The organism is Kitasatospora sp. NBC_01560, assembly GCF_045208415.1.
In the GTDB taxonomy this organism is placed as follows: Bacteria; Actinomycetota; Actinomycetes; order Streptomycetales; family Streptomycetaceae; genus Kitasatospora.
This window is the reverse complement of sequence record NZ_CP109364.1, coordinates 7232569-7244849: the sequence shown is the minus strand read 5'-3', so window position 1 is coordinate 7244849 and position 12281 is coordinate 7232569. Positions and strand designations below refer to the sequence as shown.

Here is a 12281-nt window from a genome sequence, read left to right as displayed (position 1 = left end):
CAGTGCAGATCCATGGTGTCGATCATGTCGAGTTCTACGTCGGGGACGCCCAGCAGGCGGCGTTCTACCTGTGCACCGCGTTCGGATTCCGGGTGTCCGGCCAGGGCGGCCCGGAGACCGGGCTGGAGGGCGCCCGCTCGCTCCTGCTGAGCCAGGGCGGCGTCCGCCTGCTGCTCACCACCGGGTTGGACAGCCGCCACCCGGCCACCGAGTACGTCCGCCGCCACGGCGACGGCGTCGGCGTGATCGCGATGGGCGTCGACGACGTCCAGGAGAGTTTCACCACCCTCACCGGGCGCGGCGCCCCGGCCCTGGAGGAGCCGCGCACCCTGGAGGCCAACGGCGCCACCGTGCGCACCGCCGTGGTCGCGGGCTTCGGCGACGTGACCCACCGCCTGGTCGAACGGCACGGCAACGCGGAGGAGTTCCTCCCCGGCCTGATCGACCTGATCGCGCCGGACGTCGAGGAGGGCGAGCACCTCTTCTCGGTGGTCGACCACGCGGCCGTCCTGGTGCCGGCCGGCGAGCTCGGCCCGACCGTCGACTACTACCGCGACGTCTTCGGCTTCGACAACATCTTCCAGGAGTTCATCGAGGTCGGTGACCAGGCGATGGACTCCAAGGTGGTGCAGAGCGAGTCGGGCAAGGTCACCTTCACCATCATCGAGCCGGTGACCAGCCGCCGGGCCGGCCAGATCGACGACTTCCTGGCCCGCCACGGCGGGGCCGGCGTCCAGCACCTGGCGCTGCTCACCGACGACATCGTCTCGGCGGTGCAGACCCTGGAGGGGCGCGGGGTGCGCTTCCTCAAGGCCCCGAGCAGCTACTACGACGAGCTGGAGAACCGGCTCGGCGAGCCCGACCTGCGCACCGCCGACCTGCGCGAGACCAACGTCCTGGTCGACCAGGACCACTGGGGCCAGGTCTTCCAGATCTTCGCCCAGTCCATGCACGTCCGCCGGACCTACTTCTTCGAGGTCATCGACCGGCACGGCGCCCGGACCTTCGGCAGCGGCAACGTCAAGGCCCTGTACGAGGCGGTCGAGCGCGAGAAGGCGAACGTCTGACACCGGACGAACGCCCCACCCACCCCGACGAGAAAGAGCGATCCGTGACCAACACCGACGTCCCGGCCTTCCACCTCACCGAGGAGGAGGTCGCGCTCCTGCCGACCGACGAGGACGTGCTGTTCTACGAGCAGCACGGCTGGTTCCTCAGCAAGAAGCTCCTCACCGACGAGGAGACCGCCCTGCTGGAGTCCGCCAGCGAGGAGTTCTACGCCGGCCACCGCGACCGCACCCTGCCGACGCACCCGCCCAAGCTCGCCTACTGGCAGCCCGAGAACGGCGGGGTGCAGCGCCACAACGACTACATCCACTACGAGGACGCGCGGATCGCCTCCGTGCTGCAGAAGCCGCTGATCGGCGCCGTCGCGGCCCGGCTGGCCGGCGCGCTGGAGATCCGGGTCTTCCAGTCCACCCTGATCTACAAGCCGCCGGTGGCGCAGGAGACCAGCAACATCGTGCCCTGGCACTTCGACCGGCACTACTGGGCGACGTCGACCTCGGAGCGCATGCTCACCGCGTTCATCCCGTTCCACGACTGCACCGAGGAACTCGGCACCATCACCATGGTCGACGGCAGCCACCTCTGGAAGGAGACCGCCGCCAACGACCGCACCTCCCTGCACTTCGCCGAGCGCAGCCACGGCGAGCTGGACGACATGCTGGCGGAGAACGCCGAGTACAACGGCGTCGAGCTGAAGAAGGTCCCGGTGGTGATCCCGCGCGGGCACATCAGCTTCCACCACTGCCGCACCTACCACGGCAGCGGCGCCAACGTCGCGGACCGCCCGCGCCGGGCGATCTCGCTGCACCTCCAGGACGGCGAGAACCGCTACCGCGCGTTCCGCACCTCGGACGGCACGGACGTCTCCTACAACCACGACGTCCTGGTGCGCCGCACCGCGGCCGGCACCCCGGACTACGCCGACCCGGAGTACTGCCCGACCATCTGGCGGTCCTGACCGCCGACGAACCCGGGTCCGTGGCACCTGACGCCACGGGCCCGGTCCCATCGAGCGCAGCAAGGAATCCGATGACCGAGCACGGACCGCCGCCCGGCGCGGCGGCGCACGACGAAGGGGTCAGGCTGCGGACGGCCGCCGTGGTCGGCACCGGCCTGATCGGCACCTCGGTGGCCCTGGCACTGTCCGCCCGGGGGGTCGTCACCTACCTGCTGGACCGCGACCCGGCCACCGCCCGGACCGCCGCCTCGCTGGGCGCGGGCCTGGCGGCCTTCCCGCCGGCGCCGGTGGACCTGGCGGTGCTGGCGATGCCGCCCTCGAAGATCGCCGGCGCCCTGGTGGAGTACCAGCGTGCGGGCCTGGCCGAGCACTTCACCGACGTCGGCAGCGTCAAGGTGCCGGCCGAGCTGGCGATGCGCACGGCCGACTGCGATCTGAGCCGCTACGTCGGCGGGCACCCGATGGCGGGCCGGGAGCAGTCGGGGCCGCTGGCGGCCGACGCCGGGCTGTTCCGGGGCCGGCCGTGGGTGCTGACCCCGTCGGAGCGGACCGGCGGGACGGTGGTCGAGCTGGCGCGGCAGCTGATCGAGCTGTGCGGGGCCTGTCCGGTGACCATGCCGGCCGAGCTGCACGACCGGACGGTGGCGCTCACCTCGCACGCCCCGCACCTGGTCTCCGCACTGATCGCGGGCCGGCTCGCGCAGGCCGACGACCAGCAGCTGCGGCTGGCGGGGCGCGGCCTGCGGGACGTCACCCGGATCGCCCTCGGCGACCCGGAGCTGTGGAGCGACATCCTGCGCTCCAACGCGACCGCGGTCCTGGAGGTGCTGCGGGAGGTGGCGGACGACCTCGCGGTCGCCGTGGCGGCGCTGGACTGGCTCGGCGACCTCGACCCGGACCTGCGCCGGCGCGGGGAGGAGGAGCTGCGCGCACTGCTGGCGGCCGGGGTCACGGGCCGGGGCCGGCTGGCGGAGCGCTCACCGGCCCAGGTCTGACGCCCGGGCCGGCGTTCGGGCCGGACACCCGGGCCGGCGTCAGCGTCGGTGCCGGGGCCGGGGTCGGCGTTCAGGCCGGGCTGGACACCTCACCCGCCGGCTCACCGGGGACACCGTCCGCCGGCGCCAGGAAGCCGAGCGCATTGTCGAGCACCGCGTTCTCGCCGAGGATCTTGCGGTGACCGAGCCGCTGGGTGACCAGCAGCTGGGCCTGGCCCGGGTAGGCGTCGCGCAGCTGGTACGCCTCGTCGATGCCGACCGTCGGGTCGTCCTCGTCGTGGATCAGGAGGATCGGGAGGGTGATCTGCTCGGTGTGCACCTTGGCGTCGAACAGCTCCCACAGGTCGGGGGTGGAGGGGAAGAGCTGCTGCTCGATCCGCCGCTTCAGGTCGGCCCGCAGCCGCCCGTTCAGGTTCAGCTGCTCGCAGAACGCGTCGAGCAGGAACTGGAAGTCGCTCACTCCGGAGACGGCGACCAGGCGTTCGGCCTTCACCCCGCCACGCAGGGCGAGGAAGGCGCAGGCCACCCCGAAGGAGTGCGCGATGACCGAGTGGAACGCACCGTACCGCTCCTGGAGGAGGCCGATGATCTCCCGGTACTCCAGGATGGTGGTGGCCTTGCCGCCGGAGTCGCCGTGGCCGGGCGCGTCGAAGGAGACCGGGCTCAGCCCGAGCGCTTCCAGCCGCGGCACGAACGCGGCGTACCGGGAGGCCCGGGACTGCCAGCCGTGCAGCATCAGCACGGGCCGGCGGCCGTCGCCCCAGCGGTACGTGACGACCTTCTTGCCGGCGACGGTGAGCTCCTCGACCACGGCCTTGCGGTGCACGTCCCGCTCGACCTCGCGGACCCTGCTGCGCTGGAGCGGGTTGCAGAACAGGAAGAACGAGGCTCGGCCGGCGAGCCCCGGAGCCACCAGCGACCCCGCGTTCAGAGCAGTACGGGTCAGGGCAACAGCCAGGTCCATGAGAACAACCTCCACGCACGACCGTTCGGACATTTTTTCGGACTCATCCTGGCACAGGCCCACCGTGGTGACCGCCGAATGCGCCTTCGACCCGAGAATAAAAGAGAGCGAACGATCGTGCTAGCTTTTCGCCATGACAGAGTCCCCCGCGCGCGTCCTCCCCCGGCCGGCCGACACCGTCGAGCCGTTCCGCACCGCCGACCGGGTCCACTTCGACGAGCTCGACCCGATGGGCATCCTGCACAACGCGAGGTACCAGATCCACGTCGAGCGCGCCGTCTCGGCGTTCTACCGGCTGCACGGGCTCGACACACCGCCCGGTGAGCTCGGCGGCTCCGACCGCTTCCACGCGGTCCGCCGCTTCGAGATCGACTTCGAGCTCCCGTTCCGTGAGGAAGGCCCCCTGCGGGTGGAGCTCTGGCTCGACCACCTGGGCCGCACCAGCATGCGCTACGGATTCGCCTGCCTCGGCAGCGCGGACGAAGTGCACGCCACCGGTGCGCGGACGGTGGTCAGGATCGACCCGGTCGACTTCCGTCCGAGGGAGTGGAGCACCGGCTGGCGCGAGGCGCACCTGAACGGGCTGCGTATCGAACGTTCATTCTGAGCACAGGAGAGGCAATGCGGGGTTCGGGGCACAACATCGGCATCGTGGGCGCTGGACCCCGGGGTCTGGCCGTCCTGGAACGGATCTGCAGCAACGCGGCCGCCTCCGGCGCGCCCGACCTGCCCCTGACGGTCCACCTGGTGGACCCGCAGGGGCCCGGCGGCGCGGTCTGGCGCACCCGGCAGCCCACCCAGCTGCTGATGAACACGGTGGCCTCCCAGGTGACGGTGTTCACCGACGCCAGCGTCGAGATCCGCGGCCCGATCGTCCCCGGCCCCAGCCTCTACGAGTGGGCGAAGACCGAGGTCCTCGGGGGCCCGCAGGCTGCCCACCCGTCCTGGGTCCGGGTCGAGGCCTCCCAGCTGACCGGCGACACCTACCCGACCAGGGCGTTCTACGGGCACTACCTGGGCTGGGTGTTCCAGCACCTGGTGCTCACCGCGCCGGCCTGGGTGAGCATCGTCCAGCACCGCGCCACCGCCGTCACCCTCGACGACGGGCCCGACGGCGGCCAGTCGCTGCGCCTGGACGACGGCCGGGAGCTGACCGGACTGGACGCGGTGGTGCTGGCCCAGGGCCACCTGCCGATGCCGCTCGGCACCGCCGAGCAGCGCCTCGGCGCGCACGCCGCACGCGAGGGCCTGACCTACCTGCCGCCGGCCAACCCCGCCGACGCCGACCTCTCCGCCGTCCTGCCCGGCCGCCGGGTCGGCCTGCGCGGCCTGGGCCTGAACTTCTTCGACTACCTGGGCCTGCTGACCACCGGCCGGGGCGGCTCCTTCGAGCACGTCCGCGGCCGCCTGGTCTACCGGCCCTCCGGCGCCGAACCGATGCTGTACGCCGGCTCCCGGCGCGGCCTGCCGTTCCACGCGCGCGGCGACAACCAGAAGGGCGTCAGCGGCCGGCACACCCCGCTGCTGCTCACCCCCCGGGTGATCGCCGGCCTGCTGGAACGCCACCGCGTCCACGGGGGCCTGGAGTTCACGGCCGACCTGTGGCCGCTGGTCGACCTGGAGGTGCAGGCCGTCTACTACGGCGCACTGATCGCCTCCCGGCACGGCCACCGCGCCGGGCAGGCCTTCCTCCAGGACTTCGCCGCCCTGGCCGCGGACATCACCGCCGGCTCCCCCGCCGGCCACGGCCCGCTCGACCTGCTGCTCGCCCGGCACCGGATCGCCGACGCCGACCGCTGGGACTGGGCGCTGATCGAACGCCCCTGGGGCGACCGCCCGTTCACCGGCCCGGCGGACTTCCGGGGCTGGCTGCTGAAGCACCTGGAAGCGGACGTCCGGGAGGCCGCCCGGGGCAACGCCCTGGGCCCGCTGAAGGCCGCCCTCGACGTGCTCCGCGACCTGCGCAACGAACTGCGGATCCTGGTGGACCACGGCGGCATCACCGGCCGCTCCTACCAGGACGAGCTGAACGGCTGGTACACCCCGCTCAACGCCTTCCTCTCCATCGGCCCGCCGCGGCGCCGGATCGAGGAGACCGCCGCACTCGTCGAGGCCGGCGTGCTGAACCTGGTCGGGCCCGGGCTGACCGTCGCCGAGACCTCCGGCGGCTTCCTGCTCACCTCACGCGTCGTCCCCTCCTCCGAGGTGCGGGTGGACGCCCTGATCGAGGCCCGGCTGCCCGAGAGCGACATCCGCCGCACCACCGACCCGCTGATCGGCCACCTGCTCGCCACCGGCCAGTGCCGCGCCTACGCGATCCCCACTCCGGGCGAGAGCGACCTGCAGACCGGCGGCCTCGCCGTCACCCGCGCCCCGTACCGCCTGGTGGACGCTCAGGGCCGCCCGCACCCGAGCCGGTACGCCTTCGGCGTGCCCACCGAGGCGGTGCACTGGGTGACGGCGGCCGGCGTCCGGCCGGGCGTCAACTCGGTGATCCTGTCCGACGCGGACGCCATCGCCCACGCCGTCCTGCCCGGCCGCGCCACCCGCGCCGGGGAGCTGGCGACGCACTCCGGAGGTGTCCGATGACCACGTCGCTCCCCGGTGCCGCTCCCCTGCCGGCGGCCGCCCCTCTTCCGGCGGCCGCGCGGCACCCGGCCGGCACCGACTCCGGCCTGCTCTCCCCGGTCTGGGCGGGCACCCCGGTGGAGGCCGCGACCGGCGACGAGGCCTGGCTGCAGGCGATGCTCGACGCCGAGGTCGCCCTGGCCCGCGCCCAGGCCTCGCTCGGCGTCGTCCCGGAGTGGGCGCTCGCCCCGATCGCGGCGGCCGCCCGCGCCGACCGGCTGGACCTGGTCGGGCTGGCCCGCCGCTCCCGGGAGGCGGCCAACCCGGTCGTCGCCTTCGTCCAGGACTTCACCGCCGTGGTCGCCGCCGACAGTCCGGAGGCCGCCCGGTACGTGCACTACGGCTCGACCAGCCAGGACATCCTCGACTCCGCCGCCATGCTGGTCGCCCGGCACGCCCTCACCCTGCTCGCCGGCGACCTGGAGCGGATCTGCGACGCGCTCGCCGCGCTCGCGGCCCGGCACCGCACCACCCCGATGGCCGGCCGGACCCTCGCCCAGCACGCCGTCCCGGTCACCTTCGGCCTGCGCGCCGCCGGCTGGCTCCAGCTGGCCCTCACCGGCCTGGTCCGCATCCGTGCCCAGCTGGCCGGACTGCCCGCCGAACTCGGCGGCGCGGCAGGCACGTTGGCCGGCTACCACGAGTTCGCCACCGCCGCCGGCGCCGGCCGGGGCACCGACCTGATCGGTCCGTTCGCCGCTGAACTCGGCCTGGCCGAACCGGTACTGCCCTGGCACGTGGTCCGCACCCCCGTCGCCGAACTGGGCTCGGCCCTCGCCACCGTCGCCGGCAGCCTCGGCAAGATCGCCGCCGACGTGCAGCTGCTCGCCCGGACCGAGGTCGCCGAGGCCGCCGAGCCCGCCGCCGCCGGCCGGGGCGCCTCCTCCGCGATGCCGCAGAAGCGCAACCCGGTGCTCTCCACGCTGATCCTGTCCGCCGCCCGGCAGGTCCCGGCGTACGCGCTGGTCCTCCAGCAGAGCCTGATCGCCGAGGAGGAGCGGCCCGCCGGCGCCTGGCACGCCGAGTGGCAACCGCTGCGGGAGTGCCTGCGGCTGACCGGCGGCGCCGCACACACCGCCGCCGAACTGCTCACCGGCCTGGAGGTCGACGCCGACCGGATGCGCGCCAACCTGGGCATGACCGGCGCCGCGCTGGTCGCCGAACGGCTCGCCGCCGTCCTGGCCGACGCACTCGGCCGGACCGCCGCCAAGCAACTGCTCAGCCGGCTCTCCGCCCGGGCCGCGGCCGAGCAGCGCCCGCTCGACGCCCTGCTCCTGGAGGAGCCCGGTCTGGCCGACCGCCTGCCCGCCGGCCTGCCGCTCACCCGTCTGCTCGACCCGCTCGACTACCTGGGCGAGTCCGCCGCCCTGGTCGACCGCGCCCTGGAGCACCACCGGGCCGTCCGCGGCTGACGCGGCGCACCCGGCCCCCGCCCCGCAGCGGGGGTGGTTCGGTGCCGTCCCGGGCCCGCTCCCTAGCGCAGGAGCGGGCCCGGGACGGCCACGCCCTCCGCGGCGGCCCTCAGCCGGCCGCGCACAGCCGTCGCCGCCCGGGCATAGGGGGCTTCGTCGTCGTGCAGAACGGAATTGGCATTCGCCGCTTCCATGAAACTGATGAGCTCGAAAGCAATCTGCTCGGGATCGGCATACTCCCGGAGCTCACCACGTACCCGTGCGGCTTCCAGCAGATCCGCCATCCCCTGTTCCCAGGCCGCGGCCGCCTTGGCGAGTTCGTCCCTGACCCGCCCCGGCCGCGCGTCGAACTCGGCGGACGCGGCAAAGAAGAAACAGCCGCCGGAGAATACCCGCCGACGCGAATAATCGAGCCAGCTGTCGCAGAGCCGGACGACCTTGGCCAGTCCGTCGGGCTCCGACCGGACGGGCTCGACCACCTCCCGGACGAAGATCCCGCGGGCCGCCCGCACCGTCTCCAGCTGCAGTTCCTCCTTGGAACCGAAGAGCGCGAACACCCCGCTCTTGCTGATCGAGAGTTCGGTCGCGAGCCGTCCCAGCGAAAGGCCGTTCAAGCCTTCCACCGACGCGATCTGGACGGTTCGGGCAAGGATCAGCTGACGGGTCCCATTGCCTTTCAGTACCCGGCCGTCCGTCACCGAATCGTCCACTCGTCACCACCGTTTCTCTACCATCAGGGATCTGGGGCCCAAGGAGATCGGTCCCTAATCGCTACCCGATAGTACCGGTCGGCCCACCGCGGCCGTGTCTTCCCGGAGGGGGCGCACAGCGGCGGCGCGGTGTTCCCGGACTTCCTCCGCGATCCGCAGAACGACCCCCGCCCCCTCCAGTTCCCCGCCCACCCCGGCGACCGCGAGCAGCACCCGGGGATTCTCGTACGGCAGGCCCGGCATCGCGAAGCACCCCTGGACCGCCCCGTCGCCGCCCCGCACCGCGACCATCCGGTCGCCCGGGCCGGAGCAGCCGTCCACCGGCAGGCCGACCGGCCGCCGGGTGCCGCTCTCGCGCAGTCCGATCCCCAGCGCCTTGCCCACCGCCTCCTTCCGGGTCCACAGCCAGAAGAACGCCTCCTGCTGCTCCTCCGGGGGCCGGGCGGACACCCACGCGGTCTCGGCGGCACTGAACCACCGCTCCGCGAGCCGCTCGGCCCGCACCGGCCGCAGCACCTCCAGGTCGACCCCGACCCGGCCCGCCCGGGTCAGCGCCACCGCCGCCAGGCCCTGCCCGTGGCTGACGCTCACCGACAGCCCCCGCCCCGCCCCGGCCAGGAACGGCCGGCCCCCCGGCTCGTACTCGACCCGGATCTCCGCCTCCGCCACCCCCGCCAGCTCGGCGGCGGCCGCCACCAGCAACCGCCGCGCACCGCCCCGCGCATCGGGCCCCGTCCGGCGGACGTACACCGCCACCTCTGCCTGCGTCACACCGGAATTATCGTCCACCCACCGGACTCCGGGTAGGTCCGTGACACCGAAAGGAGGGGGTGCCGCCCGACCTGCCCGGCTCGATCAGGAATCGAGAAGCACGGCTCACGCGTTGCCCCTACCCTGCTCGCCATGGACCTCACCATTCACACGACCGCCCTGCCGCACGACGACCCGGACGCCTCGCTCGCCTTCTACCGCGACGTCCTCGGCTTCGAGGTGCGCAGCGATGTCGGGCAGGGCAGGATGCGCTGGATCACGGTCGGCCCGGCCGGTCAGCCGGGCACGTCGATCCTCCTGGCGCCGCCCGCCTCCGATCCCGGCATCACCGAGAACGAGCGGCGCACGATCACCGAGATGATGGCCAAGGGCACGTACGGCTGGATCCTGCTGGCCACCCCGGACCTCGACGCCGTGTTCGAGAAGGTGCAGGCCGGTGACACCGAGGTCGTCCAGGAGCCGACGGAGCAGCCGTACGGCGTCCGCGACTGCGCGTTCCGCGACCCCGCGGGGAACCTGATCCGCATCCAGGAGCTGCGCTGAGCCGTCGGGGGGTCGATGCAGCGCTGCGGGCCGGCAGGCGGCCTCCTGTGCGGGAGCTGCCCGCCGGCCGGTCCGTGGCGCCGCGCGTCCGGGGGTGCCCGCCCCCGGACGCGGTTGGGCGCTCGAAGACGTCGACGGACATCGAAGACGAAAGACCGAGGGGGTTCCCATGTGCAACCCGGAATGGCGGCGTGCCCGTATCCAGGCGCAGCACCTGGCCGATCTCGCGCGACTGCGCCGCGTCCGCGACCGGATCGACCGGGAGTACCCGCAGCCGCTGAACGTCGAAGCGCTCGCCAGGGAGGTGAACATGCCTGCCGGGCACCTGAGTCGGCAGTTCCGGGCGGCCTACGGCGAGTCGCCGTACGCGTACCTGATGACGCGTCGCATCGAGCGGGCGGCGGCGCTGCTGCGGCGGGGCGACGTCACTGTCACCGAGGTCTGCTTCGCGGTCGGCTGCGCGTCACTGGGCACGTTCACCACCCGCTTCACCGAGCTGGTCGGCATGCCGCCCGGGGCCTTCCGGCGCCGGGTGACGGATACGGCCGAGGCGGCGGACGGCCGTGCCGATCCTGCGGGTGCGGCCCGCGACGCGGGGCCGGCGATCACGCCGGCGGGGATGCCCGCATGCGTGGCGAAGCAGGTCTCCGGACCGGTCAGGAATCGAGAAGCCCCGGCCGCCGTACAGCCCCTAGCGTGATGGTCATGGCAACCACCGCTTCCACCGCAGCCCCCACGTCCCTCTCCTCCGTCACCCTTGAGGTGGCCGACATCGAGGCCGCCCGCCGCTTCTACACCGCCTTCGGCGTGGACACGCACATCCACCTGCGGGCGTCCGGGACGCAGTCCACCGGATTCCGCGGCTTCACCCTGGCACTCACGGTGGCCGGGCCGGCCACCGTCGACAGCTTCGTCGGTGCCGCCGTGGACGCCGGAGCCACCGTCCTGAAGCCCGCCGCGAAGTCGCTGTGGGGCTACAGCGGCGTCGTCCGGGCCCCGGACGGCACGATCTGGAAGATCGCCACCTCCGCGAAGAAGGACACCGGCCCCGCCACCCGCGAGATCGGCGAGGTCGTCCTGCTGCTCGGCGTCGAGGACGTGAAGGCCACCAAGCAGGTCTACACCGACCGGGGCCTGACCGTGGCCAAGAGCTTCGGCGGCAAGTACACCGAGTTCGCCGCCGGGCAGTCCAGCCCCGTCAAGCTGGCGCTGTACAAGCGCCGCGCACTGGCCAAGGACCTCGGCGTCCCCGTCGACGGCACGGGCTCGCACCGCATCGTCCTCGGCGGCACCGCCGACGCCTTCACCGACCAGGACGGCTTCGTCTGGGAGGCCGCCGCGTCGCCCGCCCCCACGCCGTCCTGACGCCCGGCGGACCCGGAAGGCAGCGGCTTCAGCGGGCCGGTCCTGACCTACGTCGTCCGCAGCGAGGCGCGGGTCGAGGAGATCATGGCAGAGGCCGCGAAGGCCGGCGCCACGATCATCAAGCCCGCCGGCGCAGGCCGGTCGGCCGAACGACATGAGAAGGCTCATGAAGTTCCGGGCCCACGTCGAGCCGCCCATGGCCGAGTCGCCCACGATCTCCCCTCGCACCCGGGCCGCTGGTTCGGCCGCACACCTGCTCCGGCAGGAGGCGGCTCGCCGGGCCGGTACCCCGGGTGGGGGAGCAACTAGACTGGGGGCTCGGTTCGCGAGTGGTCGATCCGCGCACGGACGACGCGTGCGCACGGGGTGAGGGAAGAGGTGTGCCGTGCCCGATGCGGACTCCGCTGCGTCCACGCTCGCAGCGAAGCTGGACCGGCTGTTCGACGTGGTCCGCCGTCCCGACCGTGAGCCGTACAGCCACGAGGAGGTCGCCCGGGCCTGTCGGGAGGCGACCGGCGAGAGCTTCTCGGCGACGTACCTCTGGCAGCTCCGGACCGGCCGCCGGGACAACCCGACGAAGCGTCACCTCGAAGCGCTGGCGCAGTTCTTCCAGGTACCGCCGACGTACTTCTTCGACGACGGGCAGAGCGCCAGGATCGCCGAGGAGCTGGCGCTGCTCGGTGCGCTGCGCAACGCGGGCGTACGGGACGTGGCGCTGCGCGCGGTGACCCTCTCCCCCGAAGGGCTCGGCACGATCAGCGACATGATCGAGGCGATCGCCCGCCGGGAGGCCGGCGGCCGGTAGCTGCCGCGGCGGCTCCGAGATGGTGAAGCGGATTCCCTCGGCGTTGCCGCGTCCGTAGTATC

At 73.1% G+C, this 12281-nt stretch carries 13 protein-coding genes; 10 read left to right on the top strand and 3 right to left on the bottom strand.

All coding sequences use genetic code 11. The features are described from left to right. Positions 1–2 precede the first annotated feature (2 nt). The 3 genes from hppD (at position 3) to OH807_RS31445 (ending at position 3021) form a co-directional block, all read left to right on the top strand. Positions 3–1067, top strand: a complete 1065-nt coding sequence (hppD, locus tag OH807_RS31455) for a 4-hydroxyphenylpyruvate dioxygenase (protein ID WP_406205708.1) — start codon at positions 3–5, stop codon at positions 1065–1067. Between the two features lie 44 nt (positions 1068–1111). Continuing rightward, a complete protein-coding gene (locus OH807_RS31450; RefSeq protein WP_406205705.1) occupies positions 1112–2026 on the top strand; it encodes a phytanoyl-CoA dioxygenase family protein in 915 nt (304 codons plus the stop codon). Positions 2027–2097: 71 nt separating this feature from the next. After that, the gene (locus tag OH807_RS31445) at positions 2098–3021 is read left to right on the top strand and encodes a prephenate dehydrogenase (protein ID WP_406205702.1); all 924 of its coding nucleotides are present in this window, start codon (positions 2098–2100) and stop codon (positions 3019–3021) included. 70 nt (positions 3022–3091) lie between these two features. Here the strand turns inward: OH807_RS31445 and OH807_RS31440 are convergent, their stop codons facing one another. Next, complete coding sequence (locus OH807_RS31440; protein WP_406205699.1) at positions 3092–3985, bottom strand: alpha/beta hydrolase; 894 nt, start codon at positions 3983–3985, stop codon at positions 3092–3094. 133 nt (positions 3986–4118) lie between these two features. On the opposite strand from OH807_RS31440, the gene OH807_RS31435 reads away from it, so the two are divergent. The 3 genes from OH807_RS31435 to OH807_RS31425 are packed head-to-tail and all read left to right on the top strand — an operon-like array spanning position 4119 to position 8025. After that, entirely contained in the window at positions 4119–4592 is a 474-nt protein-coding gene (locus tag OH807_RS31435) for an acyl-CoA thioesterase (RefSeq protein ID WP_406205696.1), read from the top strand. Between the two features lie 44 nt (positions 4593–4636). Beyond that, a complete protein-coding gene (locus tag OH807_RS31430; protein ID WP_406205693.1) occupies positions 4637–6574 on the top strand; it encodes an FAD/NAD(P)-binding protein in 1938 nt (645 codons plus the stop codon). Then, a complete protein-coding gene (locus OH807_RS31425; protein ID WP_406205690.1) occupies positions 6571–8025 on the top strand; it encodes a lyase family protein in 1455 nt (484 codons plus the stop codon). The genes OH807_RS31430 and OH807_RS31425 overlap by 4 nt, the downstream gene beginning before the upstream one ends. Before the next feature lie 62 nt (positions 8026–8087). On the opposite strand, the gene OH807_RS31420 is transcribed toward OH807_RS31425, so the two are convergent. After that, positions 8088–8735, bottom strand: a complete 648-nt coding sequence (locus OH807_RS31420) for a TetR/AcrR family transcriptional regulator (RefSeq protein ID WP_406205688.1) — start codon at positions 8733–8735, stop codon at positions 8088–8090. 54 nt (positions 8736–8789) lie between these two features. Continuing rightward, complete coding sequence (locus OH807_RS31415) at positions 8790–9506, bottom strand: 4'-phosphopantetheinyl transferase family protein (RefSeq protein ID WP_406205685.1); 717 nt, start codon at positions 9504–9506, stop codon at positions 8790–8792. Positions 9507–9638: 132 nt separating this feature from the next. On the opposite strand from OH807_RS31415, the gene OH807_RS31410 reads away from it, so the two are divergent. The 4 genes from OH807_RS31410 to OH807_RS31395 all read left to right on the top strand — a co-directional run bounded on the left by OH807_RS31410 (position 9639) and on the right by OH807_RS31395 (position 12219). After that, positions 9639–10049 carry a VOC family protein gene (locus OH807_RS31410; protein WP_406205682.1) on the top strand — a complete coding sequence of 137 codons (411 nt, stop codon included), beginning with the start codon at positions 9639–9641 and terminating at the stop codon, positions 10047–10049. Between the two features lie 169 nt (positions 10050–10218). Continuing rightward, positions 10219–10749, top strand: coding sequence for a helix-turn-helix transcriptional regulator (locus tag OH807_RS31405; protein ID WP_406205679.1), 531 nt, complete (start codon positions 10219–10221; stop codon positions 10747–10749). Beyond that, the gene (locus OH807_RS31400; protein ID WP_406211293.1) at positions 10749–11414 is read left to right on the top strand and encodes a glyoxalase; all 666 of its coding nucleotides are present in this window, start codon (positions 10749–10751) and stop codon (positions 11412–11414) included. The genes OH807_RS31405 and OH807_RS31400 overlap by 1 nt, the downstream gene beginning before the upstream one ends. A gap of 385 nt (positions 11415–11799) precedes the next feature. Beyond that, complete coding sequence (locus tag OH807_RS31395; RefSeq protein ID WP_406205676.1) at positions 11800–12219, top strand: XRE family transcriptional regulator; 420 nt, start codon at positions 11800–11802, stop codon at positions 12217–12219. Positions 12220–12281: the final 62 nt, after the last annotated feature.